The sequence below is a fragment of the Janthinobacterium sp. GW822-FHT07A03 genome, assembly GCF_058798815.1.
Genome location: NZ_JBXAKW010000003.1, coordinates 239,415 through 263,825, shown reverse-complemented (window position 1 = coordinate 263,825; position 24,411 = coordinate 239,415). Strand labels below are relative to the sequence as shown.

Annotated in this window: 27 protein-coding genes; 16 read left to right on the top strand and 11 right to left on the bottom strand. The window is 64.4% G+C overall.

The genetic code is table 11. From position 1 onward, the window contains the following. Positions 1-151 precede the first annotated feature (151 nt). A complete protein-coding gene (hutC, locus tag AC1RJW_RS10780; protein WP_070224202.1) occupies positions 152-871 on the bottom strand; it encodes a histidine utilization transcriptional repressor HutC in 720 nt (239 codons plus the stop codon). Between the two features lie 181 nt (positions 872-1,052). Between hutC and ada the strand changes: the two genes are divergently transcribed. From ada to AC1RJW_RS10765, 3 genes are all read left to right on the top strand, one after another. Then, positions 1,053-2,108 carry a bifunctional DNA-binding transcriptional regulator/O6-methylguanine-DNA methyltransferase Ada gene (gene ada, locus AC1RJW_RS10775; protein ID WP_493044909.1) on the top strand — a complete coding sequence of 352 codons (1,056 nt, stop codon included), beginning with the start codon at positions 1,053-1,055 and terminating at the stop codon, positions 2,106-2,108. Continuing rightward, on the top strand, positions 2,105-2,794 hold the full coding sequence (locus AC1RJW_RS10770) for a 2OG-Fe(II) oxygenase (protein WP_493044908.1): 690 nt from the start codon (positions 2,105-2,107) through the stop codon (positions 2,792-2,794). The genes ada and AC1RJW_RS10770 overlap by 4 nt, the downstream gene beginning before the upstream one ends. Before the next feature lie 75 nt (positions 2,795-2,869). Beyond that, positions 2,870-4,546 carry a mechanosensitive ion channel family protein gene (locus AC1RJW_RS10765; protein WP_493044907.1) on the top strand — a complete coding sequence of 559 codons (1,677 nt, stop codon included), beginning with the start codon at positions 2,870-2,872 and terminating at the stop codon, positions 4,544-4,546. Positions 4,547-4,588: 42 nt separating this feature from the next. Here the strand turns inward: AC1RJW_RS10765 and AC1RJW_RS10760 are convergent, their stop codons facing one another. The 3 genes from AC1RJW_RS10760 to AC1RJW_RS10750 form a co-directional block, all read right to left on the bottom strand. Next, on the bottom strand, positions 4,589-5,092 hold the full coding sequence (locus AC1RJW_RS10760) for a hypothetical protein (RefSeq protein ID WP_493044906.1): 504 nt from the start codon (positions 5,090-5,092) through the stop codon (positions 4,589-4,591). Positions 5,093-5,262: 170 nt separating this feature from the next. Next, entirely contained in the window at positions 5,263-5,706 is a 444-nt protein-coding gene (locus tag AC1RJW_RS10755) for a hypothetical protein (RefSeq protein WP_493044905.1), read from the bottom strand. 19 nt (positions 5,707-5,725) lie between these two features. Next, on the bottom strand, positions 5,726-6,796 hold the full coding sequence (locus tag AC1RJW_RS10750) for a hypothetical protein (protein ID WP_493044904.1): 1,071 nt from the start codon (positions 6,794-6,796) through the stop codon (positions 5,726-5,728). 127 nt (positions 6,797-6,923) lie between these two features. Here AC1RJW_RS10750 and AC1RJW_RS10745 point away from each other — a divergent pair, with 127 nt between their 5' ends. From AC1RJW_RS10745 to AC1RJW_RS10705, 9 genes are all read left to right on the top strand, one after another. Beyond that, positions 6,924-7,550, top strand: a complete 627-nt coding sequence (locus AC1RJW_RS10745) for a GNAT family N-acetyltransferase (protein ID WP_493044903.1) — start codon at positions 6,924-6,926, stop codon at positions 7,548-7,550. Between the two features lie 73 nt (positions 7,551-7,623). Then, positions 7,624-9,297 (top strand): amidohydrolase, encoded by a 1,674-nt coding sequence (locus tag AC1RJW_RS10740; protein ID WP_493044902.1) that lies wholly within the window; start codon positions 7,624-7,626, stop codon positions 9,295-9,297. Positions 9,298-9,403: 106 nt separating this feature from the next. After that, positions 9,404-11,107 (top strand): urocanate hydratase, encoded by a 1,704-nt coding sequence (hutU, locus tag AC1RJW_RS10735; RefSeq protein ID WP_493044901.1) that lies wholly within the window; start codon positions 9,404-9,406, stop codon positions 11,105-11,107. A 19-nt stretch (positions 11,108-11,126) separates the two neighbouring features. Then, positions 11,127-12,686, top strand: a complete 1,560-nt coding sequence (gene hutH / locus AC1RJW_RS10730) for a histidine ammonia-lyase (RefSeq protein WP_493044900.1) — start codon at positions 11,127-11,129, stop codon at positions 12,684-12,686. A gap of 20 nt (positions 12,687-12,706) precedes the next feature. After that, the gene (gene hutG / locus AC1RJW_RS10725) at positions 12,707-13,510 is read left to right on the top strand and encodes an N-formylglutamate deformylase (protein ID WP_493044899.1); all 804 of its coding nucleotides are present in this window, start codon (positions 12,707-12,709) and stop codon (positions 13,508-13,510) included. Beyond that, entirely contained in the window at positions 13,507-14,883 is a 1,377-nt protein-coding gene (locus tag AC1RJW_RS10720) for a formimidoylglutamate deiminase (RefSeq protein ID WP_493044898.1), read from the top strand. The genes hutG and AC1RJW_RS10720 overlap by 4 nt, the downstream gene beginning before the upstream one ends. Further along, a complete protein-coding gene (locus AC1RJW_RS10715) occupies positions 14,883-15,458 on the top strand; it encodes a HutD/Ves family protein (RefSeq protein WP_493044897.1) in 576 nt (191 codons plus the stop codon). The genes AC1RJW_RS10720 and AC1RJW_RS10715 overlap by 1 nt, the downstream gene beginning before the upstream one ends. 12 nt (positions 15,459-15,470) lie before the next feature. Then, positions 15,471-16,697, top strand: a complete 1,227-nt coding sequence (gene hutI, locus AC1RJW_RS10710; protein ID WP_493044896.1) for an imidazolonepropionase — start codon at positions 15,471-15,473, stop codon at positions 16,695-16,697. Positions 16,698-16,778: 81 nt separating this feature from the next. Then, positions 16,779-18,224 carry a glycine betaine ABC transporter substrate-binding protein gene (locus AC1RJW_RS10705; RefSeq protein ID WP_493045155.1) on the top strand — a complete coding sequence of 482 codons (1,446 nt, stop codon included), beginning with the start codon at positions 16,779-16,781 and terminating at the stop codon, positions 18,222-18,224. An 11-nt stretch (positions 18,225-18,235) separates the two neighbouring features. Here the strand turns inward: AC1RJW_RS10705 and AC1RJW_RS10700 are convergent, their stop codons facing one another. Further along, entirely contained in the window at positions 18,236-18,415 is a 180-nt protein-coding gene (locus tag AC1RJW_RS10700; RefSeq protein ID WP_034746290.1) for a hypothetical protein, read from the bottom strand. Positions 18,416-18,429: 14 nt separating this feature from the next. On the opposite strand from AC1RJW_RS10700, the gene AC1RJW_RS10695 reads away from it, so the two are divergent. Both AC1RJW_RS10695 and AC1RJW_RS10690 read left to right on the top strand, forming a co-directional pair. Next, the gene (locus tag AC1RJW_RS10695; protein WP_493044895.1) at positions 18,430-18,618 is read left to right on the top strand and encodes a hypothetical protein; all 189 of its coding nucleotides are present in this window, start codon (positions 18,430-18,432) and stop codon (positions 18,616-18,618) included. Positions 18,619-18,647: 29 nt separating this feature from the next. Continuing rightward, on the top strand, positions 18,648-18,785 hold the full coding sequence (locus tag AC1RJW_RS10690) for a hypothetical protein (RefSeq protein WP_157751284.1): 138 nt from the start codon (positions 18,648-18,650) through the stop codon (positions 18,783-18,785). Positions 18,786-19,010: 225 nt separating this feature from the next. Here AC1RJW_RS10690 and AC1RJW_RS10685 read toward each other — a convergent pair whose 3' ends face one another. Beyond that, a complete protein-coding gene (locus AC1RJW_RS10685) occupies positions 19,011-19,517 on the bottom strand; it encodes a GNAT family N-acetyltransferase (RefSeq protein WP_493044894.1) in 507 nt (168 codons plus the stop codon). Next, a complete protein-coding gene (locus tag AC1RJW_RS10680; RefSeq protein WP_493044893.1) occupies positions 19,514-20,458 on the bottom strand; it encodes a DMT family transporter in 945 nt (314 codons plus the stop codon). The genes AC1RJW_RS10685 and AC1RJW_RS10680 overlap by 4 nt, the downstream gene beginning before the upstream one ends. Before the next feature lie 184 nt (positions 20,459-20,642). Between AC1RJW_RS10680 and AC1RJW_RS10675 the strand changes: the two genes are divergently transcribed. Continuing rightward, on the top strand, positions 20,643-20,774 hold the full coding sequence (locus AC1RJW_RS10675) for a hypothetical protein (RefSeq protein WP_326456461.1): 132 nt from the start codon (positions 20,643-20,645) through the stop codon (positions 20,772-20,774). 21 nt (positions 20,775-20,795) lie between these two features. On the opposite strand, the gene AC1RJW_RS10670 is transcribed toward AC1RJW_RS10675, so the two are convergent. Next, positions 20,796-21,245, bottom strand: a complete 450-nt coding sequence (locus AC1RJW_RS10670; protein ID WP_034780449.1) for an outer membrane lipoprotein — start codon at positions 21,243-21,245, stop codon at positions 20,796-20,798. Positions 21,246-21,390: 145 nt separating this feature from the next. Beyond that, positions 21,391-21,819, bottom strand: coding sequence for an Mpo1 family 2-hydroxy fatty acid dioxygenase (locus AC1RJW_RS10665; protein WP_493044892.1), 429 nt, complete (start codon positions 21,817-21,819; stop codon positions 21,391-21,393). 95 nt (positions 21,820-21,914) lie between these two features. Here AC1RJW_RS10665 and AC1RJW_RS10660 point away from each other — a divergent pair, with 95 nt between their 5' ends. Then, complete coding sequence (locus AC1RJW_RS10660; protein ID WP_493044891.1) at positions 21,915-22,436, top strand: DNA-deoxyinosine glycosylase; 522 nt, start codon at positions 21,915-21,917, stop codon at positions 22,434-22,436. Between the two features lie 2 nt (positions 22,437-22,438). Here AC1RJW_RS10660 and AC1RJW_RS10655 read toward each other — a convergent pair whose 3' ends face one another. Both AC1RJW_RS10655 and AC1RJW_RS10650 read right to left on the bottom strand, forming a co-directional pair. Then, entirely contained in the window at positions 22,439-23,101 is a 663-nt protein-coding gene (locus tag AC1RJW_RS10655) for a DUF2306 domain-containing protein (RefSeq protein ID WP_493044890.1), read from the bottom strand. Positions 23,102-23,199: 98 nt separating this feature from the next. Beyond that, a complete protein-coding gene (locus AC1RJW_RS10650) occupies positions 23,200-24,408 on the bottom strand; it encodes a hypothetical protein (RefSeq protein WP_493044889.1) in 1,209 nt (402 codons plus the stop codon). Positions 24,409-24,411 lie beyond the last annotated feature (3 nt).

Sequence of the window (24,411 nt, the reverse complement as noted above, 5' to 3'; positions counted from 1 at the left end):
ATAGCATCGAATATTTAGTCGGAGTAGTTAAGTTCTGAAACAGCCAGAACGGGATTTTTTTTGCCCCGGAATGGCTGTTTTTTTTGCGATTTGGTGAGAATCTGAGAGAAAGTTGGCGCGAAATCGTGCTACTCAATCGAGGCGATAGCCTTTAAGTGAAACTGCCGGCAAACTGATAGCGGTGTCCGGGATGCCACATGGTGGCGATCGAGGCAATCTTGCCGCCCGAGCGCGTCTGGCGGCGCAGCACCAGGCATGCCTGTTTCGTGTCGATGGCCAGCATTTCGGCGATGTCGCGCGGCGCCGACAGCGCCTCGATGCTGTAGGTGGCCCCTTGCAGGGGCGCGGCGGCCATCAGGTATTCGTTCGGCGTGATGCTGGAAAAATCCTGCGTCATGTAGTCGGGCGCGCACTCGGGGTTGACCCAGCGGTCTTCCACCTGGATCGGCACGCCGTTTTCAAAATGCACGATCAGCGAATGAAACAGCGGGTGTTCCGGCGGCAGGCCGAATTGCTTGGCCAGCAAATCCGAGGCTTTGGTGCGTTCCAGCAATTGCAGGCTGCTGCGGTGGATATGCCCGCGCGCGCGCACTTCATCGGCGATACTCTTGATTTCCAACAAAGTCGCCTGATATTTTTGCTGTGCCACATAGGTGCCCGATCCCTGGCGCCGCGTCAGCACCTGTTCGCTGGTCAGTTCGCGCACGGCGCGGTTGACCGTCATGCGCGAGACGCCGAACTGCTTCACCAGGGCTTGCTCGGAGGGAATCACATCGCCCTCCTTCCAGCGGCCGGCGGCAATGCCGGCCAGCAGAAAATCCTTGATGCGCTGGAAAATGGGCGTATTTTCCTGGGTAGTATGATCGTCCAATGCGGTTTCTCCGGGGCGCGGGCAGGACGCGCCGCCGGCTGGAGGCGCGATGGCCGATTTTAGCACCGAGCGCGATGCCTGCCGCCAGCCTTTTTTTGAATTCAAAAGCAAGCGCCGGAGTGTGGCGCGCCCTGGCGCTGGCTATGCTGGTGACTTACTATTGACTTGCACGGAGTTCGCCATGGAACACGCTTACCTGACTGACGATGAACGCTGGGATGCCCTGCAGCGGCGCGCGCCCGATGCCGACGGCGTCTTTTATTACTCGGTGCGCACGACGGGCGTGTATTGCCGCCCTTCCTGCGCGGCGCGCCCCGCCTTGCGCCGCAACGTGGCTTTCCACGCCACGTGTGAGCAGGCGGAGGCGGCCGGTTTCCGCCCCTGCCTGCGCTGCAAACCGAACTTGCCGCCCCTGGCCCAGCGCCAGGCGGCCATCGTGGCCGATATCTGCCGGCTGATCGACGCCAGCGACGAGCTGCCTGACCTCGACAGCCTTGCCAGCGCCGCCGGCATGAGCCGCTTTCACTTTCACCGCGTCTTCAAGGCGCACACGGGCATCACGCCGAAAGCCTATGCGGCGGCGCGGCGCGGCGAGCGCCTGAAGGCCGGCTTGCAGGGCGCGGCGAACGTCACGGAAACGTTATATGCGGCCGGCTTCAATTCCAGCGGCCGCCTGTACGCCGCCACGCCCGGCTTGCTGGGCATGACGCCGGGCGCATTCCGTGCCGGCGGCAGCGGCGCCGTGATCCGCTTTGCCATCGGCGCCTGTTCGCTGGGCGCCATCCTCGTGGCCAGCACGGAGAAGGGCATCTGCGCGATTCTGATCGACGACGACCCGGAAGTGCTGCTGCGCGACTTGCAGGACCGCTTTCCGCAAGCCGAGCTGCGCGGCGCCGAGCCTGACTATGAACAGACGGTGGCGCAGGTGGTGGGCCTGGTCGAGGCGCCCGCTATCGGCCTGGACTTGCCGCTCGACGTGCGCGGCACCGTGTTCCAGCAACGCGTGTGGCAAGCCCTGCGCGAGATTCCTGCCGGCAGCACGGTCAGCTATGCCGAGCTGGCGCGGCGCATCGGCGCCCCGCAAGGCGCGCGCGCCGTGGCGGGCGCCTGCGCCGCCAATGCGCTGGCCGTCGCCATTCCCTGCCACCGCGTGGTGCGCAACGATGGCGCGCTGTCCGGCTACCGCTGGGGCGTGGAACGCAAGCAGGCGCTGCTCGAACGCGAAGGGAAGGCATGATGGCGCTGGACTGGCGGCAGATCGAGGATGAGCTGAATCAATACGGTTGCGCCGTCGTGCCGGGCTTGCTCAATCCCGCGCAGTGCGGGGCGCTGGCAGCGCAATACGACGATGCATCGCGCTTTCGCAGCAAGGTGGTGATGCAGCGCCACGGTTTTGGACAGGGCGAGTACCAGTATTGGGCGCATCCGCTGCCGGACGTGGTGGCCGCCTTGCGCGAACAGTTGTACGGGCCGCTGGTGGCGATTGCCAACCGCTGGCACGCCAGCATGGGCCTGGAAGCGCGCTTTCCGTCCCGCCACGCCGATTTCCTGGCGCGCTGCCATGCGGCGGGGCAGACGCGGCCCACTCCCTTGCTCTTGCGCTACCGCAAGGACGATTACAACTGCCTGCACCAGGACCTGTATGGCGAGCACGTGTTTCCGTTGCAGCTGGCCGTGCTGCTGTCGCGCCCGCAAGACGATTTCACGGGTGGCGAGTTCGTGCTGACGGAGCAGCGCCCGCGCATGCAGTCGCGTGCCGAGGTGGTGCCGCTGGCGCAGGGCGACGCCGTCATCTTTCCCGTGGCGCAGCGCCCCGTGAATGGCACGCGCGGCAGTTACCGCGTCAACATGCGCCATGGCGTGTCGCGCCTGCGTTCGGGCTTGCGCCATACCCTGGGCATCATTTTTCATGATGCGAGCTGAACGCTAGCTGCGGCGCTTGAGTTTCCGCAATTACATGGCATGATGGCTGCTCCTTGTCACTCTTTCATTTCTGCCATGTCCGCGTTGCTCCGCCTGTTGTGCCTGTTGACGATCTTCCTGCTGCCCGCAGCCCACGCGGACGAGGGCGCATCCTCGCTCGTTGCGGAAGCCGCGACCGCCATCGCGCCGTCACAGGTCGCCGTTGTCAAGACGGCGCCGCTGATGTTTGCCAACCGCAAGGTATTCGTCTTCCGCGCCGCGCTGGCCGGCTATCCGCCCGATGAACGGGCCATCGGCGCGCAGCGCCGCCTGGAAGGCGTGCTGGCGAAAAACGGCCCGCTTCAGGCGAGCACGCGCATGATTCCCGAGGGCACGCAGGTGCTGCTCGACGGCGTGCAACTGTTCGTCGTCGTGCCTGGCGACGTCAACTTGCTGGCCGGCGACACGACGGAAAGCGTGGCGAAAACGGCCGCCAGCGAGTTGAGCAAGGCCGTGTTTGACTATCGCGAACAGGGCAGCTGGCGCTACCTGTCGATTGCCGCCGCCGTGTGCGCGGCCGCCACCCTCGTTTTCTGGCTGGTGTGGATGGGCTTGACGCGCTTGTACCGCTGGGCCAAGCGCCGCAGCGGCATCCTGCTGGCCTCGCGCCTGCGCGACGTGCGCCTGAAAAACGTGCGCGTGCTCGACGCCGAACACTACATCGCCTTCGCGTATCAACTGCTCAGCGCCGTGCTGTGGGGTTTGCGCCTGATGGCCACCTATCTGTGGGCCGCCTTCGTGCTGGGCCGCCTGCCCTACACGCGTTCCTGGGGCGAAAGCCTGAGCGGCTATCTGTTCGACGTGGCGGCCGACGTCTTCCACGCCATCATCGGCGCTTTGCCGGGGCTGGTGCTGGTGTGCGTGATCTTCGCCATCGCGCGCCTGATCGCCGCCACCGCCGCCTCGCTGTTCAAGCGCGTGGAAAGCGGCGAATTGCAGATCGGCTGGCTGGACAAGGACACGGCCCTGCCCACGCGCCGCATCGCCAGCGTGGTGATCTGGCTGTTCGCGCTGGCCATGGCGTACCCGTATTTGCCCGGCTCGCACACGGCCGCCTTCCAGGGCCTGTCCGTGCTGGTGGGCCTGATGGTGTCGATCGGCGCGTCGAGCATCGTGGGCCAGGGCGCCAGCGGCCTGATCCTGATGTACACGCGCGCCCTGCGCAAGGGAGAATACGTGCGCGTGGGCGACAGCGAGGGCACGGTGGTTGACGTCGGCATGTTCGAGACGCGCCTGCGCACGGGCCTGGGCGAGGAAGTTGCCTTGCCGAACGCCTGGGTGATGTCGCAAACGACAAAGAACTATTCGCGCGCCCAGCCCGGCGGCGGCTTCGTGCTCGACTCCACCGTCACCATCGGCTACGCCACGCCCTGGCGCCAGGTGCACGCCATGCTGGAACTGGCCGCTGCCCGCACGCCGGAGCTGTCGACTGCGCCGAAACCGTACGTGATGCAGCTGGCGCTGCAGGATTACTACGTGCAATACCGCCTCGTCGCCTACGCCAGCGCCGAAGTCCCCCGCCAGCGCGCCGAAGTGCTGAACCGCTTGCACCAGAACATCATCGACGTCTTCAACGAATTCGACGTGCAGATCACCTCGCCGCACTACATCGACGACCCGAAAGAATCGCACGTGGTGCCGCCCGGTGAATGGTTCAGGGCGCCGGCGAAGCGGGGGGAGGAATCGATTGAGGTGGTTCCGCCCAAGTCTTGAGCGCGAGGCGTGGTCTGTGCGTGACGTATGCAATGGCACGCGCTATCTTGGTTTTTCTTCGGGAGCGCAGGTATTCTTGCCATTTGTCAGCTGAATCACCTGGAAACCCCCGGCGGGTGCCGTGAGCAGGCAAAAATCTGCCGAGTAGCGCGAAGTAGGATCGGATGCGGAAGGTGGCCTTCCCAGGAAGGATACGCCATACACTTTTCCCGCAAGCAGCGGCGCGGTATCGCTGCTCTCGGCCCCCTCGGGTGCCTTGCCATAGCGCACGCATCCCTTGCTTGGCAGGCGATAGCTGGGATCGCCAAACGAGGCATTGGGAAACATGACCGTCCATACATCTTTCCAGCCATTCGGCCCAGGTGTGCTGATCGTCAGCATCTTCAGGCTGACTGGCCCCCTTGAGCGTTCCTCTTCGCTGGCAATTTTGAAGCAGGGAAGGCCCGCCTCAGTCATGACGGCGGCGGTGCCCATGCGCGACCACGCCGAGGCATTGATGCTCGTCAAGGCGGCAAGCAGGAATAACAGTGTGTGACGATATGGCATGGCGATCTTTGCACTATCTGATGAGCGAATGCTCCGGGCAACTATCCTGTTTCCACGCTGGCGTGTCGCTGCCAATGGCGATGATTTTTCGTTCACCAGTGGCCGTGGCTACTATGCAAAACTTTCCCATGTAGCCATAGGTACCAATAGGCTCTTGTGGCAGATGGGCATTATTGGCCTTTTTGTGCTGGGATGTTTGCTGGGCAAATTTCATCTATCCAGGCCGGCATATCGCGCTTGATGGGAGTGACCTGTTGACCACCGTTAGCTGTCGCGATGAGACAGAATTTCCCTTTATAGCCACGGGTCGAGTCAGACGGGTCATCCGGCCTGCCATTCAAGAAGACGCTGTACATCCTGCCTTTTTTCAACATCGTCGCGGCAGTCGATTCGGCTCCTGCTGGTACTTGGCCATACAAATAGCAGGTTTTTGCATGCATGGGTAGGGTCGTCGCTCCAGGGAGAATGAAGGACCAGACCTCTACAGGCGGCTTTATGGAGATATCGTAAACCATGAGTGCGCCCAGCATTGGTGTTCCATTGCGGCTTTCTTCTTTTTTTGAAATGGTAAAGCATGGTATGCCTTTGAAAGCGCTAATCTCGGCTTCGGCCATGCGGGACATCGGGTACGCGTCACGGCATGTCAAACAAAGGCTCATGGTCAATGTCATTTCCAGGAAGATTGGTCTTGCTTTTTCTATTTTTAAGAAATTCATTGATCACCTCTTCGTAGAGAATCAGGGAGTTCCGGTATTCTTTTTGATTCATAGCTTTTGGTGTTTTCAAATACCTTAGTCCGAAATAATCTGCCAGTAAGTTGCCCTGTGCCTCCATGTTGAAGTCAGATAGTTTTTTTCCTCGCTTTAAAAAATACGTGTAATTCAATCCGAAACGGATCGCCCCACGCAATGCAACCGGATAGCCCAATTGATACTGCCAGACATGGACCATTTCATGCATGAACCAGTTTTTGTCTATTGGCTGAGCTATGGAAAAATCCTCTTGATACTCCGACTCATGAAAATAAATCTCCCCATCCGGCGTCATGGCCACATCCTTTGGTTGCAAACCAAACCATAGATATGGTTCGCCATGCACCTTGACCTTGCCGTAGTCGATCGCATCCTGGAACAGCATCCACGCCATGTCGATCTCGCCCCTGGTCAGCGGGCGAACCTTGTCCTTCACTTTCACCTGTTTGACGGACGAACCGACGTCCTTGTCGGTCGTCTTGATGCCTTCCAGCAGGACGATCTTGACGGCTGGCGCCGCGTGTTTGGGCGCGGCGGCGCAGCATGGCGATTTGTCCGCGTGCGGCAGGAATTCGGCCTGGGTAATTTGCTCTTCCCGCTTGCTGGTGACGCGCCCCGTGCGTCCCTTCGCATCCGTCGTGCCCGTCCACGTTTCGCCATTGCTCAAGGTGAGCCGGTAGTCGGCGTGCGCCAGCGGCACCTTGTTTTGCGAGACGAATTCCAGCTGTTCGTCGTAGCCGCAGCACCAGCATTCGTCGGGCTGGCCGGCCAAGCGGTGCAGTTCGCAGCCGCTTGTCGCGTTGCGCAGGGTCGCGCCCAGCACGGATCGGCCGTCGGCGCTGAAGGTGACGATCATGCTGTCGAAGCGCGCGCCCAGGCTTTTCTTTTGGTGGGCCACGAGCTTGAAGAACACGTCGCACGCGGTGGTGCTGATGACATGGTGCCTGGCCATGGAACCTCCGCGATAAAACGCCAGCGTAGGCCAGCGGTGGCGGGGAGGTATTGACCGAGCGCAAGGCTTGGGCGCTTGCGTTAAGATGCCCGGCGTTTCCCCGTTACGATGAGAAGAAAGAGAACCCATGTCCAGCGCCCCCCATAATGAAGCATCGCAAGCCGCCCGCAGCCTGGCCGCCGCCCTGATCGGCGACCCGTTCTACCGCGCCGTCACGGTGGCCTGCGGCGACGACGAAGCGGCGCGGCTGGCCATGCTGGAAGCGTACTTCGCGCTGGCGCTGGACGAAGGCTGGCAGGCGGGCCGCGTCGACCTGGCTGGCGATGGGTGCAATGAGGCGGGCAATGGCGCCGCCATCTGGACGACGGACACGCCGGCAGCCCGGCGCCAGGCCGCCTACGCGCAGCGCGCGGCTGCCTTGCGCGTGCTGCTGGGAGAGCAGGGCTACGCCCATTTCACGGCCATCGTCGAAAACATGGAGCACGCGCTGGCGCCGCATGGTCTGCAGGACGCGTGGTATCTGTCGATCGCCGGCATCGCCCCGGACGCGCAGGGCCGGGGACTGGGTGCATCCGTGCTGGCGCCGGGCCTGGCCGCCGTCGATGCGGCGGGCGCCGCGTGCTTCCTGGAGACCTACAATGAGCGCAGCCTGCCGTTTTATGCCCGCCTGGGCTTCGTGGTGGCGGGGCGTTACGCGGAAGCCGTCACGGGCTGCGATTACTGGCTGCTGCTGCGGCAACCCGCTGCTGCCTGATTGACCATTTTGCCAATTTCTATACACTCGTCTTTTCGCTCATTGACTTAAATTAAAAGACCTGGAGATGGAAATGCCGACCTTGCCCTTGCGCCGTACCCTGCTCACGCTCGCCTGCCTGGGCGCCCTTGGCCACGTTCACGCCGATACCGTCATCGACAATGCCAACGGCTACACGCTCAATGCTGCCGGCAAGGTGGTCCGCTTCACGGCGCTGGCCTTTGACGACGGGGGCAAGCTGCTCGCCGTCGGCAGCGCCGCGCAGGTGAAGCGCAAGGCGGCCAGGGGCGCCACGCACATCGACGTGCAGGGCAAGACCGTGTTGCCGGGCCTGATCGACGCGCACGGCCACGTGTTCGGCCTGGGGACGATCGCCAGCGGCGTGATGCTGTACGGTTCGTCGTCGCTGCAGGCCGCCGTGCAGGCCGTGGGCGACTTCGCCCGCGCGCATCCCGAGCGCAATTGGATCGTCGGCAGCGGCTGGAACCAGGAAATCTGGAAGCTGGGGCGCTTTCCCACGGCCGCAGAACTCGATGCGGCGGAAAGCGCGCGGCCCGTGTGGCTGCGCCGGGTCGATGGCCACGCGGGCTGGGCCAACAGCCGCGCGCTGGCGCTGGCCGGCATCACGCCCGCCACGCCGGATCCGGCCGGCGGCAAGATAGTCCGCGATGCGGACGGCAATGCCACCGGCGTGCTGGTCGACAATGCCATGGACTTGATGGATGCCGTGCTGCCCAAGCCGGGCGACGTGGAAAACCGCGCCGCCCTCGATGGCGCGCTGGCGCAGCTGTCGCAGGCGGGCTTGACCAGCGTGCACGATGCGGGCATCGGCCAGATGCAGGACCGGCTGTTCCGCGACTACGCGGACCACGGCAAGCTGACGGTGCGCGTCTACGGCATGATTGCCGACACGACGGACGACTTCGACGCGCTGTCGAAAAACGGCCCATTAAAAAGCTATGCGCGCGACATGTACGCCTTGCGCGCCGTCAAACTGCTGTCCGACGGCGCCCTGGGCAGCCGCGGCGCGGCCCTGCTGGCGCCGTACAGCGACGATCCTTCTACCAGCGGCCTGCTGTTCTACAAGGACGCCGCCATGCGCGCGAAGATGGAAAAAGCCATGCGTGCCGGCTACCAGGTGAACGTGCACGCCATCGGCGACGCGGGCAACCATCAAATCCTCGACGGCTACCAGGCCTTGATCGCGCAATACCATAGCGTGGGCCTGCGCCACCGCATGGAGCACGCGCAGGTGGTGCAATTGTCCGACATCCCCCGTTTCAAGGCGCTGGGCATCGTGCCGTCGATGCAGCCCACGCACGCGACGTCCGACCAGAACATGGCGGAGCAGCGCGTGGGCCACGAACGCATCAAGGGCGCATATGCGTGGCGCACCTTCCTCAAGCAGGGTTCGCGCATCGCCTGCGGCTCCGACTTCCCCATCGAGTCGCCGAACCCGTTCGAGGGCATTCACGCGGCCGTCACGCGGCAAAACAGCGAGGGGTTCCCGGCCGGCGGCTGGTATCCGCAGCAAGCCATGACGGTCACCGAGGCGCTGCGCTGCTTCACCTTGGACGCGGCCTGGGCGGCGCATCAGGAAAAGGTCATCGGCACGCTGGAAGCGGGCAAATGGGCGGATTTTATCGTCGTCGACCAGGACCTGTTTACCGTCGCGCCAGCGGCCATCGGCAAGACGCAGGTGCTGCAGACGTGGGTGGCGGGCAAGCGCGTGTTCGAGAAAAAATAGGCAGTTTGCGCTTGCAAAAACCTGTTGACTTGGTTGTATAGACAACCTATGCTGGGAGTACCAGAGCGGACCACGCATGTCCGCTCGCACCCTACGAGGAGACAGCATGAACAGCACAATGGACACCGATCCACGCTTTGATGCCAGCCGTACCATCCGCGCCCCGCGCGGCACGGTCATGGCTTGCAAGAGTTGGCAGGCCGAGGCGGCCTACCGCATGTTGCAAAACAACCTGGACCCGGAAGTGGCGGAAAATCCGCAGCACCTGGTCGTCTACGGCGGCATCGGCCGCGCCGCCCGCAACTGGGCCTGTTTCGACCAGATCCTCGCCTCGCTGCGCGAGCTGGAAGACGACCAGACTCTCCTGATCCAGTCCGGCAAGCCGGTGGGCGTGTTCCAGACCCACGCGGACGCGCCGCGCGTGCTGATCGCGAACTCCAATCTGGTGCCGAAATGGGCCAACTGGGAACACTTCAACGAACTCGATCGCCAGGGCCTGTTCATGTACGGCCAGATGACGGCCGGCAGCTGGATCTACATCGGCACGCAGGGCATCGTGCAGGGCACGTATGAAACCTTCGCCGAGGCGGGACGCCAGCATTTCGGCGGCGACTGGGGCGGGCGCTGGATCCTGACGGCGGGCCTGGGCGGCATGGGTGGCGCGCAGCCGCTGGCCGCCACCATGGCCGGTGCCGTTTCGCTCAATATCGAATGCCAGCAAAGCAGCATCGACTTCCGTTTGCGCACGCGCTACCTGGACAAGCAGGCGGCCAGCCTGGACGAAGCTTTGACGCTGGTCAAATACCATACCGAGCGCAAGGAAGCCATTTCCATCGGCCTCCTGGGCAACGCGGCCGAAGTGCTGCCGGAACTGGTGCGCCGCGCCAAGGCGGGCGGCCTGGTGCCGGACCTGGTGACGGACCAGACGTCCGCGCACGACCTGGTCAACGGCTATCTGCCGCGCGGCTGGAGCGTGTCGGACTGGAAGGCGGCGCAGCAGGACCCGCAGCGCCACGCGCGCCTGACGGTGGCCGCCGCCGATTCCTGCGCCGCCCACGTGCAGGCCATGCTCGATTTCCACGCCATGGGCGTGCACACGGTCGATTACGGCAACAACATCCGCCAGGTGGCGTTCGACCAGGGCGTGCAGAACGCCTTCGACTTCCCCGGCTTCGTGCCCGCGTATATTCGCCCGCAATTTTGCGAAGGGCGGGGGCCGTTCCGCTGGGTGGCCCTGTCGGGCGACCCGGAAGACATCTATAAAACGGATGCGAAGATCAAGGAGCTGTTCCCGCACCACAAGCAGGTGCACCACTGGCTGGACATGGCGCGCGAGCGCATTGCCTTCCAGGGCCTGCCGGCGCGCATCTGCTGGCTGGGACTGGGCGAGCGCCACATCGCCGGCCTGGCCTTCAACGAGATGGTGCGCACGGGCGAACTGAAGGCGCCCATCGTCATCGGCCGCGACCACCTGGACACGGGTTCCGTCGCCAGCCCGAACCGCGAGACGGAAAGCATGAAGGACGGCACGGACGCCGTCTCCGACTGGCCGCTGCTCAACGCCATGCTCAACACGGCCGGCGGCGCCACCTGGGTCTCGCTGCACCATGGCGGCGGCGTGGGAATGGGGTATTCTCAGCATGCGGGCATGGTCATCGTGGCCGACGGCAGCGAAGCGGCGGCGAAACGCCTGGCCCGGGTGCTGGTCAACGACAGCGGCTCGGGCGTCATGCGCCATGCCGATGCCGGCTATGAAACCGCGGCCGCCTGCGCCAAGCGCAACGGCCTGATTCTTCCCATGCTTCCTTGAGACTTAGACGCGAATGACTATGACACAGCACTCCAAAAGTTGGACCCTGAAACCGGGCGCGATGACCCTGGGCGACCTGCGCGCCGTCTGGGCCGCGCCCGCGAAACTGATCCTCGCCGCCGAGGCCTATCCCGTCATCGAGGCGTCGGCCGCCGCCGTGCAAGCCATCGTCGCCAAGGGCGATGCGGCCTACGGCATCAACACGGGTTTCGGCCTGCTCGCCAAGACGCGCATCCCCGATGAAAAACTCGAGCAATTGCAGCGCAACCTGATCCTGTCGCATTCCGTCGGCACGGGAGAGCTGCTGTCGGACGCCGTCGTGCGCCTGATCATGCTGATGAAGATCGGCAGCCTGGCGCGCGGCTTTTCCGGCGTGCGTCCGCTGATCGTCGACACCCTGATCGCCCTGTACAACGCGGGCATCATGCCGGCCATTCCCGCCAAGGGCTCCGTCGGTGCCTCGGGCGACCTGGCGCCCCTGTCGCATATGACCCTGGCCATGCTGGGCGTGGGCGACGTGCGCGTCAACGGCGAACTGATGCCGGCGCCCGAGGCGCTGGCGCAGGCGGGCATCGCGCCCGTCGTGCTGGCGGCAAAAGAAGGGCTGGCGCTGATCAACGGCACGCAGGTGTCGAACGCGCTGGCGCTGCACGGGCTGTTCATGGCCGAGCGCCTGCTGGAAGCGGCCATGGTCACGGGCGCGCTGTCGCTGGACGCGGCCAAGGGCAGCGATGCGCCGTTCGACGCGCGCGTGCACGCCGTGCGGGGCCAGCCGGGGCAGATCCTGGCCGCACAGATGTACCGCCAGCTGGTGGCCAACAGCGCCATCCGCGCCTCGCACCTGGAGGGCGACGAGCGCGTGCAGGACCCGTACAGCCTGCGTTGCCAGCCGCAAGTCATGGGCGCCTGCCTCGATTTGATCGGCAACGTTGGCCGCACCCTGCTGATCGAAGCCAATGCCGTCACGGATAATCCGCTGATTTTCCAGGATGGCCACAACGGGCAGGCGGAAATCGTCTCGGGGGGCAATTTCCATGCCGAGCCGGTGGCGTTTGCCGCCGACACCCTGGCGCTGGCGATTTCCGAAATCGGCGCGCTGGCCGAGCGCCGCATCGCGCTGCTGATCGATGCGACGCTCTCCGGCCTGCCACCGTTCCTCGTGCGCGACCCGGGCGTCAATTCCGGCTTCATGATCGCCCACGTGACGGCCGCCGCACTGGCGTCGGAAAACAAGTCGCTCGCCCATCCGGCCAGCGTCGACAGCCTGCCCACGTCCGCCAACCAGGAAGACCACGTGAGCATGGCCACGTTCGCCGGGCGCCGCCTGGGCGACATGGCGCACAACACGGCCGTCATCGTCGGCATCGAGCTGCTGGCCGCCGCGCAGGGCATCGATTTCCACCGTCCCCTGAAAACCTCGCCGCACCTGGAGCACGTGCATCACCAGCTGCGCCAGAAGGTGCCGTTCTTCGACGCCGACCGCTTTTTTGCGCCCGATATCGAGGCGGCCAAGCAGATGGTGCTGCAGGGTGAATTGAGCAGCACCTGCAAGAATTTGTTCGCCCCGCTGTACGCTTGAGCGGGCGCAAGGAGACAGGCATGGATTTCCGCTTTAATGAAGGCAGCATCCCGCTGCTCGTGTCGATGCCCCACGTGGGCACCGACATACCGGACGATATCGCCGCGCGCATGACGCCGCAGGCCCTGGTCAAGGCCGACACGGACTGGCATTTGCGCGAGCTGTACGGCTTTTTGCAGGAGATGGATGCGTCCGTGCTGTCGGCGCGCTGGTCGCGCTACACCATCGACTTGAACCGCCCGCGGGAAGACACGAATCTGTATCCGGGCCAGGATACGACGGGCTTGCTGCCCAACGATACCTTCCACCGCGAGCCGCTGTACCTGGCCGGCAAGGAGCCCGATGCGGCCGACGTGCAGCGCCGATTGCAGCGCTACTGGGCGCCGTATCATGCGCAGCTGCGCGCGGAACTGGACCGGCTGCTGCGCGTGCATGGCGCCGTGGTGCTGTGGGATGCCCATTCCATCGCCTCGCATGTGCCGCGCTTCTTCGACGGCAAGCTGCCCGACCTGAACTTCGGCACGGCCGATGGCGCCAGCTGCGATGCGGGCCTGACGTCCGCCGTGGTGGATATCGCGCGCGCGCAGGAACAGTTTACCGTGGCGCTCAACGGCCGCTTCAAGGGCGGGCATATCACGCGCCATTACGGCCAGCCGGCAGGCCGCGTGCATGCGATCCAGCTGGAGATGTGCCAGTGCCTGTACATGAATGAACCTGGCATGGACGAATCGGCGCCATTCGGCTACCGGCCCGACCTGGCAGCCCGGGTGCAGCCGCTGCTGCGGCAGATGATGGAAGCGGCCGTGGCGTGGGTGGCGCATTGAGTACCTGTCTGTTCGCGCGCCACGCGCTGCTGCCGCAAGGCTGGCGCCGCGACGTGCTGCTGGAATGGGATGCGGCCGGCGACTTGACGCACGTCAAGGAGGGCGCCACGCCGCCGTCAGGCGTGGAAGTGGCCGAATATGTCTTGCCCGGCATGGTCAACCTGCATTCGCATGCCTTCCAGCGGGCGCTGGGCGGCATGACGGAAGTCGCCGGCGATGGCGCTGGCGATGCGCCGGACAGCTTCTGGACCTGGCGCGAGCTGATGTACCGTTTCGCGCGCCACATCACGCCGGAGCAGATGGAGGCCATCGCCGCGCAGCTGTTTGCCGAATGCCTGCGCCATGGCTACACGTCCGTCTGCGAATTCCACTACCTGCAGCGCGATGCGGGCGGCGCGCTGTATGCGCGTCCCGCCGAAACGGCCGAACGGGTGCTGGCCGCGGCGCGCGTCAGCGGCATCGGCATGACCATGCTGCCCGTGCTGTACAGCCATGCGGGCTTCGGCGAGCAGTCCCTCAAACCCGAGCAGGCGCGTTTCCGCACGGGGGCGGACGATGTCTTGCGCATCGTCGAGGCGCTGGCGCCGCAGCGGGGCGGGCAGGTGGAAGTGGGCTTTGCGCCCCATTCGCTGCGCGCGGCCGGTGTGGCGCAGATCCGCGAAGTGGCGCAAGCGCTGCCTGCGGGCCGCCCGATCCACATCCACATCGCCGAGCAGCAGGGCGAGGTGCGCCAGTGCCTGGACTACAGCGGCCGGCGCCCGGTGCAGTATTTGTACGACCAGGTCGACGTCGATGCGCGCTGGTGCCTCGTGCATGCCACGCATGTGCAGCCCGATGAAGTGGCGCTGATGGCCGCCAGCGGCGCCGTGGCGGGCCTGTGCCCGACGACGGAAGCGAACCTGGGCGACGGCCTGTTTCCGCTGGCCGAATTCATCGCCGCCGGCGGGCGTTTTGGCGTCGGCAGCGACAGCCACGTGTCGCAGTCGCCGGTGGAGGAATTGCGCTGGCTCGAATATGGCCAGCGCCTGCAGCGGCAGCAGCGCAACGTGGCCGCCACGCCGGAGCAGCGCCATGTGGGCGACTATCTGTGGCAGGCGGCCTTGCAGGGGGGCGCGCAGGCGTCCGGACGCAGGCTCGGTGCCCTGGCGCCGGGCTGCCGCGCCGACGTGCTGGTGCTCGACGACGCGCATGTGAACCTGTGCGGCGTGGCCATCGCCGATGTGCTGGGCAGTTTTATCTTCTGCGGCAACGACAGGCTGGTGCGCGACGTGCTGTGCGGCGGCCAGTGGCAGGTGCGCGATGGGCGCCACGTGGCGCAGGATGCCATCGCCACCGCCTACAAGCGCACCCTGGCGCAACTGAGGGCGCTCTGATGGCGACCTTCATCCCACAGGAATACCTGCGCGCCGCGCCGTGGAAAAACGGCGGCGGCAGCACGACGGAAATCGCCATTTCTCCCCCGGGCGCCGGTTTCGACGATTTTGACTGGCGTATCAGCCTGGCGACGATCACGGCCAGCGGGCCGTTTTCCAGCTTTCCCGGCATCGACCGCAGCCTGATGCTGGTCGATGGCGACAGCGTGCAGCTGACGCTCGACGGCACGCGCAAGGTGACCTTGAACGCGGCACAACCGATGCTGTGGTTTCCCGGCGAGGCCGCCGTGGAGGCGCAAGTCAAGGGGCCGACGACGGACTTCAATGTGATGACGCGGCGCGACCGCTGCCGCCACCAGCTGGGAAAAATCACGGCGCCGGGCAAGCTGGTACGGCGCAGCGCGGCCACCCTGCTGTTTGTCGCCGGCGAGGGGGCCGTGCTGGCGCGCGGTGGCGACCAGCAGTTTGCGCTGGCCCGCCATGACGCGCTGCTGCTGGACGTCGACGATGCGCAGGAATGGCGGCTCGACGCCTTGCAGCGCACGGCCGTGTTCCGCGTCGACCTGTTCATCTAGGAGAGAAAAGCGATGCAAGACTGGGACATGGTCATCCACAACGTCCACCTGGCCACCATGGAGCACGGCTATGGCGAACTGCTGGACGCGGCCATCGCCGTCAAGGATGGTCGTATCGCCTGGTTCGGCCCCGGCGACGAGCTGCCGGCCAGCGGTGCGGTGCTGATTGACGGCCAGGGCTGCTGGCTGACGCCCGGCCTGATCGACTGCCATACGCACATCGTCCACGCGGGCAACCGCAGCGACGAATTCGAGGCGCGCCTGAATGGCGCCAGCTATGAAGACATCAGCCGCGCCGGCGGCGGCATCATGTCCACCGTGCGCGCCACGCGCGCGGCCAGCGACGACGAATTGCTGCGGCAAAGCCTGCCCCGCGTGCTGGCGCTGCTGGCCGAAGGCGTGACTACGCTGGAAATCAAGTCCGGCTACGGTCTGGATGCGGACAGCGAGGCGAAGATGCTGCGCGTGGCGCGCAGGATAGGGAAGCAGCTTCCGGTCACCGTGCGCACCACGTTTCTCGGCGCGCACGCGCTGCCGCCCGAATACGCGGGCCAGGCCGACTCTTATATCGACCTGCTGTGCGCGCAGATGCTGCCCCGGCTGGCTGGCGATGGCCTGGTGGACGCCGTCGACGCGTTTTGCGAGCGCATCGGCTTTACGCCGGCGCAAACGCAGCGCATGTTTGACGCGGCGCAAGGCCTGGGTTTACCTGTAAAACTGCATGCGGAGCAGCTGTCGGACCTGGGCGGCGCGGCGCTGGTGGCGCGCCATGGCGGCCTGTCGGCCGACCATTTGGAATTCCTGTCGCAGGAGGGCGTCGCCGCCATGGCAAAACACGGCACGGTGGCCGTGCTGCTGCCGGGTGCATATTACTTTTTGCGCGAGACGCAGCCGCCGCCTGTCGCGGCCTTGCGCGCGGCGGGCGTGCCGATGGCAGTGTCCACCGATTGCAACCCGGGCACCTCGCCCATGACGTCATTGCTGCTGGCGATGAACATGGCGTGCACCCTGTGGCGCCTGACGCCGCAGGAAGCGCTGGCCGGTGCCACGTGCCACGCGGCGCGCGCGCTGGGCCTGCAGCAGGAAACGGGCAGCCTGGCGGTGGGCAAGCGCGCCGATTTCGCCCTGTGGCGCATCGCGCGCCCGGCCGACCTGGCATATGCGCTGGGCCTGAACCCGTGCGCGGGCGTGGTGCATGGCGGTGTCTGGCGCGCGCCGGTGGTAAGCTTGCCGGATTGATCATCCGTCCTGGAGCGCCGCGTGCGTGCTGCTTATTTGCCGTTTTACTTGCTGTTGTTACTTGTCTTCGCCGCCGCGCCCATGTCCTCCCTTGCCATGGATGGCGGCACCTTGAAGGTGGGTTCGAAGCGCTTCACGGAATCGTACATCCTCGGAGAGATCATCCAGCAGAGCGCCGCGCCGCACGTTGCGGCGCAGCACCGCCAGGGCCTGGGCAACACGGCCATCGTGCTGGCCGCGCTGCAGGCGGGCAGCATCGACGTGTATGCCGAATACATGGGCACCATCGCCGGCGAAATCCTCAAGCACGACAAACCGATTGATCTGGATCAGATGCGGCGCGAGCTGGCGGCGCTGGGGCTGGGCGTGGCCGTGCCGCTGGGCTTTAACAATACCTATGCGCTGGCCATGCGCGGCGATGAACAATCCATCGCCAGCCTGGCGCAGCTGGCCCAGCACCCGGCCCTGAAATTCGGCCTGTCGCATGAATTCATCGGCAGGGTCGATGGCTGGCCGGGCCTGGCCGCGCGCTATGGCTTGCCGCAGCGCCCGCGCGGCCTCGATCACGGCATTGCGTATGAAGCGCTGGCGCAGCGCCAGGTGGACGTGATCGACATCTATTCGACGGATGCGAAGATCCGCCAGTACGGCTTGCGCGTGCTGGCCGACACGCAGCAGTATTTTCCCCGCTACGACGCCATGCTGCTGTACCGGCTCGACGTGCCGCAGCGCTTTCCCGCCGCCTGGCAAGCCTTGCAGGCGCTGCAGGGGCGCATCAGCGAGGCCGACATGATCACCATGAATGCAGCCGTGGAAATCGACGGCAAGAGCTTTGCCGGCGTGGCGCGGCAGTGGCTGGCGTCCGGCACGCGGGCAAATAAGCCGGCCGCCGCGCGCAGTACCCTGCTCGATAAAATCATCGGCGACGATCTGTGGACCCTGACGCGCCAGCACCTGACCCTGGTGCTGCTGTCGGTCGCGCTGGCGTGCCTGATCGGCATTCCGCTGGGCGTGCTGGCGGCGTTTTCGGCGCCGCTGCGGCAAACGGTGCTGGCTTTCGTCGGCGTGCTGCAGACGGTGCCGTCGCTGGCCCTGCTGGCGATATTGATTCCCGTGCTGGGCATGATCGGCACCGTGCCGGCGCTGGTAGCGCTATTCGTGTACGCCTTGCTGCCCATCGTGCGCAACACGTGCACGGGCATCTTGCAGGTGCCGCAAGGCTTGCGCATGGCGGCGCTGGCGCTGGGTTTGAGCCGGCGCGACCGCCTGCTGCACGTGGACTTGCCGCTGGCCTTGCCCGTCATGCTGGCGGGCGTGAAAACGGCGGCCGTGATGAGCGTGGGCACGGCCACCATCGCCGCCTTCATCGGCGCGGGCGGCTATGGCGAACGCATCACCATCGGCCTGGCGCTGAACGACAACGACATGCTGCTGGCCGGCGCGATCCCCGCAGCCGTGCTGGCCCTGCTGACGCAGGGCCTGTTCGAGCTGGTGGAGCGCTGGGCCGTGGCCGGCCGGCAGCACTGACCGCATCACGGTTACAGCGAGTGCAGTTTCGAGCGCACCGAGACGACGGCCTGGTGCAGGATGCGTTCAGCCTGGAAGTCGTTCTCGCGCTGTTCGGCGATGGCTTGCAAGTCGCGCGTGTAGCGTTCCAGGCGGGAACGCAGGTAGGCGCGGTAGATTTTCATGACGAGCGGTTTGGCAGAGACATTCATGATGTGGCTCCCGTATGCGTAACGATTCGTTCATTGATTCGTTCATTGTGTGTGAGCGCATTGCCGCCATTTTGCGTCGCATCAAACGCCAGCGCGCCGTCATTTTGACGCGTTTGATATTCCGCAATGCCCCACCAGCAGAAGATGCCAAACTGAATCTTCCCTGTCTGGCCATCATCGGCCGCAGGCTTGGATCCCCCTGATACCTTCAAGCATATTCAAGGAGCGTCGCATGGTCATTTTTGCCGTGGTTGCTGGCTGCATCGCCTGCCTGACAGTGTACCAAATCTATAAAAATGCGCAGGGTGGCAGTGGCGTTGCGCAACAACATATCGGCTTGCACGGCACATTGATTGAACCACGGAAATAAACTGTCGCAAATGGTGGACAGTTAGGTGTCAGCTTTAAGGAAAATGTAAGGCCCGGTAAGCAAATGTAAAGGTCGGCGCGGTGACCAGTCGTAGCGTTTATATTGATAACCGTTGATTGCATTCTCCCCCTCCCACTTGACAATGGGTTCACCCCGCGGTGCCGCTAGCCCGCGGGGATTTTTTTTGGGGAACTTACATTGTCAGTTGCCTCGCTACAATTCCAATCAGGCCGCTTTCGGCGTGCCCGCCGACAATTGCGTCAAGGCATCGCCAGCCACGCGGCAGATGCGCCAGTCCGGCATCACGTCCGCGCCCATGCCCTTGTAGAAGTTGATCGCGTTGTCATTCCAGTCCAGCACCGACCATTCGAAGCGGCCGCAATCGCGTTCGACGGCCAGTTGCGCCAGTGCCACGAGCATCTGCTTGCCATAGCCCTTGCCGCGCACCGATTGCTTCACATACAGGTCTTCCAGGTACAGCCCCTTGCGGCACAGGAAGGTGGAAAAGTTGTGGAAGAACAAGGCGAAGGTCACGACCGTGCCGTCTTCCTCGCCCACCAGCGCTTCGCACGCGGGGTGCTTGCCGAACAGGCTGTCGTGCAGCATGGATTCCTTGGCGATCATCATGTGCTCGAGTTTTTCAAACACGGCCAGTTCGTGGATCATGCCGAAGATGGCAGCCACGTCGGATGCGGTCGCGGGACGGATGGCGAGGGAGGAAGAGGTGCTCATGTTGCCTTTGCGGATGGAGTGGTGGAAAGAGAGGATGCGGCAGCCGTCTTGCGCGCGCCCGACGTCAGGGCCCAAGCCACGCTGGACAGGCATAGCACCATGCCTACCCATTCGATGGGGGCGGGCCGGTAATGTTCGAACTGCACCGACAGCAGCACGGAAATGACGGGCGTGACGACGCCGATATACACGGTCTTTTGCGTGCCGATGCGTGCGATTAAAGTGAAATACGCGCTGAAGGCGATCACCGAGCCGAAGATGGCCAGGTACAGCAATCCCATCCAGTAACTGGTGCGCGTAGGCAATTGCCAGGACTGGCCCGTGGCGATGGCCCAGGCGGCGACCATCAAGGTGCCCCACAGCATGGTCCAGGCCATGGTCAGCATCACGTTGCCGGATTGTTCGCGCACTTTCATGACGAGGGCATTGCCCACCGTGCTCGACACGGTGGCCACCAGGGCCAGCATGAAACCGAGCAGGAAATGGCCATTGCCGCCGCCGAGCATATCGTGCAGCGCCGCGCCGATGGACTGGTAAAACAGCAGCACGATGCCGCAGATGGCGACAAACGCGGCGCAGCAGGTGCTCCAGGTGATGGGGGTGCCGAAGGCGATGCGGTTGAGCAAGGGCGTCCAGAACACCATCAGCGCGAACAGCACGCTGACGAGGGCCGAGACCAGGTATTGCTCCGAACTGTAGGTGCACACATAGCTGAGGGCGAACGAGGCCAGGCCCTGCAGCAGCATCCATTTTTGCGCGCGCCAGGGCAGGCGCAGGCGGTCGCCGCGCAAGGCGCACCAGGCAAACAGGGTGGCGGACGCGAGGCCGAAGCGGTAGACGACGGACACGGCGGGGGCGACATCGCCCAGCTGCAAGGTGATGGCCCAGAAAGTGGAGCCCCAGATCAGGCAGGCAATGATGAACAGGAGAGGAGAGGACATCGCGCAAGTATACGGGCATCGCGTCTCCCGGTCGAGCTTGCCATCTGGATGGGCGGCATGCGCAGGAGGAGACACTCCAGTATTGAGCCAGCGCAGTGCTTCTGGAGAATGTTGAATTTATGAAAATATTTACTTTAATATCAAGTAAATGTTTTCTGAATTGCATCTTTGAACGGAGACCGCCATGCCAGCCTCACTGCAGATCAAAATATGGAGCGTGCTTGTGTATGTCATCGTGGCAACATGGATTGCCGTCTGGCTGCATGAGGGCATGTCGCCCTCGACTTTGCTCATCGCTGCCGGCGCATTCGGCTGAGCGCATGCGCCGGCAAGCAGATCAGTGGGTGACGCGGGTCTTGCGGCCATCCGACAGCAGGCGCACGCGCTCGCCCGGACGGAACAGTTCGTCCGCGTCTTGCACGATGGCGCGCATGTCGCCATTGTCCAGGCGCACGGTGATTTCCAGGCCGGGCTTGTTCGAGGCATTCGCTTCGATGCTCTTGCCGGCCATGCCGCCGGCTACCGCGCCGAGGATGCTGGCCGCGATGGCGCCCTTGCCGCCTCCGACTGTCGAGCCGGCCACGCCGCCCAGCGCCGCGCCAGCCAGCACGCCCGTGCCCGTTTCGCCCTTGTCGATGGTTACCTGGCGCACGGATTCCACCGTGCCCATGCGAACCGATTGTTCATTCTGTGCCTGGCGCGCGTTGTACACATTCGCCGAGTTCGGTTGTACGGCGCAGCCGGCCAGGGTGGCGAGCAATGCCACTGCAATAATTGGTGCTTTCATGTAGGACTCCCTTGGACAAAAGTTGGTTGCCGATTGCGTCGACCGGCAGATGATGACTTATCATAAGGACACTTGCCGCATATAACTAGTTGCGAATAGTAAAAATCTGTTACCGGTCCCGCGTGACCAAGGGACCACCTGCCGCTCAATACGCCAGCCGCAGGCGCCGGTACAAAAATCCCAGCACGAACAGCGGACCCACCAGCAAAAAGCGCAAGTCGTCGAGAAACGACGGTTTCTTGCCTTCGATCTGGTGGCCGATGAACTGGCCTATCCAGGCCAGCACGAACAGTGCCAGCGACGCGGGCAAAATAGTCAGCGGCGGCATGAGCAGCAGCAGGCCCAGCATGACGGCCAGCATCGCCAGCATACCCGCCGCAAACGGGCGCGACAGCTTGTAGTAATAGTATAAGGCCAGAATACTGCCGAGCAGCGCCACGCTGGGATGCACGCTCCACAGCAGCCCCAGCAGGCTGAAAACGATCAGCGGCACGCACACGATGTGCACCCATTCATTGACGTGGTTGCGGTGGCTTTCGCCATACTGGGCCAGCAGGGTGTCGATGGTGCGCATGGGCGGTCTCTTGTAGAGGGAGGGGTGTGCGGGAATTCTACACCGTCGCGTGGCCGGGTAAAATGCTCCTTCGTCTTCCCTTCCGGATATCTGATTTGAACAGCCCAGCCTTCCTGCCAGACCATGCTGCCGATGCGCGCAAGCGCTGTTTCGATCCCGTCGTCGACGCCGGCACGCGCTTGCTGATACTGGGCAGCCTGCCCGGCGAAAAATCGCTGGCGGACAGCCAGTACTATGCGCATCCGCAAAACAAGTTCTGGATGCTGCTGGGAGAAGTGCTGGGCGTGGATTTGACCAGCCTGCCCTATGAGGCGCGTCTGGCCAGCTTGCTGGCGCACGGCGTGGGCTTGTGGGACGTGGTGGCGCAGGCGCAGCGCACGGGCAGCCTGGACAGCAATATCCGCGCCCGCGACGACAACGACCTGGTGGCCCTGGCCGCCAGCCTGCCGCGGCTGCACACGATCGCCTTCAACGGCGGCACGGCCGCGAAGCTGGGCGTCAAGGTGCTGGGCGAACACGCGCAGCGTTACCGCATCGTCAGCTTGCCGTCGAGCAGCCCGGCCTATACCTTGGCGTATGCGCAGAAATTGCAGGCGTGGCTGTCTTTGCGCCGCTGATGTCAGGTGGCAAGCTTGAGCATGTGGCGCCGCGCCTGCTCCTGCCGGTACTGGCGCCGCCAGAACCACGCGATGCAGATCAAGCCCAGCACGGATGGCGCCAACTGCGTCCAAGGCTGGCCCATGCGCAGCAGGTTGCCCGCGGCGGCCGAGAGCATGGCGAACAGCGAGGCGAGCAGTTTGTAGATATGTTCATAGCGCCACAGCACGCCATGCCAGCGGCGGGGAAAGGCCCAGCGCGCGCCGTCGTAGACGAGGATGGCGGCCAAGCCGCCCAGCGATGACAGCACGACGATGGCTTGTTGTCCGGAAGCATCGTGCTGCAGGCGCAGCAGGATCAGCCCGCCCGCCATCAGCGCAAGCGCCGTCATGGCGCCATCAACGGCTTGCGGACCGGCATCGCGCGTGTAGACGGTGCGCCAGCCGCTCAGCAGCTGGTACAGCACCAGCACGGTCAGCACGGCAAAGACGGGGCGATAGTCAAACAGCAGGTTGCCGAGGGCGGCCGTGGCGCAGACCAGCAAGGTCAGCCAGGCGAACAGCCTGCCGCGGCGACGGTGCTGCGGCGTGCCCTTGGCGGTCGCAAGCAGGAACAAGCCCAGGCCGATGGCGGCGCTGCCGGTCAGCACATGGGTGGCAATATTGATCAGTTGCGGCTGGGGCATGCGCATCTCCGGACGGTGCGCCTGGCTGGTCGCACGCTAACGGGAGATGGTATCTTGATAACTACCGCCTGTCGAGATGGCGGGCGGCAGGGGCAAACTCAGGCAGGCGCGTACGGCTGCGCTTCCACCGGCTGCCCCTTGGCATCGAATTTCAGCGCCACGGACAAGTTGGTGACGCCGATGGTGGCCAGCGCGTCGCAGATGTCGTCGACTTCGTCCTGCAGGTCGGCGGCCAGGTCCAGCGGCTTGTCGGCGCTGTGCAGCAGTGCGCCGTCCGCCGTGCTGACGTTGACGCGCAACAGCATTTCGCCATGCTCATCGGCCGGGCCGACGACCACCGAGACATCCGCAGCGTCCACGTTGTTTTCCGCCAAGGCATGGTTGATGCCGGACATCATCTGCAGCATCGCATACTCGCTCATGCCTTGCTCCTTGCCACCGTGGAACAGATCCTGGTACAGAAAACTCACTTCCAGGGCACTGCCGGCCGGCGCCAGGCAGCGTTTCACCAGGTCGCCCACTTCCGTCGTCCACTGCTGGTAGCGGGCCATGCGCGCGTCGAACCAGGCGTCGAGCGCCGCTTCATCCTTTGGTTCCGCATAGAAAGGGTCGTCCACGCGCTTCAGGGCAAAGCCCAGCAGGAAGCGCAGTTCGACGGCCGTGTCCTGCGGGCCGAAGGCCGTCTCGCTCCAGCCGACGATGCTGCTTTCCAGGCCCGGCGTGGCGACGATCTTCTTGTCCGTCATCGACGAGTAGGCATCGCGCACCATATCGTGCAAATGGCTGTAGGTGATGCGGTCGATTTCATCGAGGTCGTAGGCATGGCTCATCAGGACCACCTTGGCCTTGGCGCTTTCCAGTTGTGCCTGCTGGAAACTCTTCACCAGCGCTTCGAAAGCGTCCTGGTCCTGGAAGCTGTCCGCTTCCTTCAGGCCGCCCGTGCTTTGCACCAGCAGGGGCACGACGAAGGCGTTGATTTCCATGGCCGGGGCGTTTTCGCGGCGGATCACGGAAATGGACGCCGCTTCCTCGATATGGCCGCGCAGGTACTGGTAGGCGCCCACGTCCTCGTACTTGGAACGCTCGATGGCGTCGTACAGGATTTCATCCTTCTTTTGATTCAGGGCCTTGCGGATCAGGCGGCCGAACTCGACGGCTTGCTCGGCCAGCACCGTGCCCTGCGATTCGCTGTCTTCCTGCTCCGCCAGGTTCAGGGCCATCGTGCACAGCATGCGTGTAACGGACTCATCCTTGTCTTCAGGCGTGTTGGCGGATTTACGGGGGACAGGGCGCTTATTTTTGGGCATGGC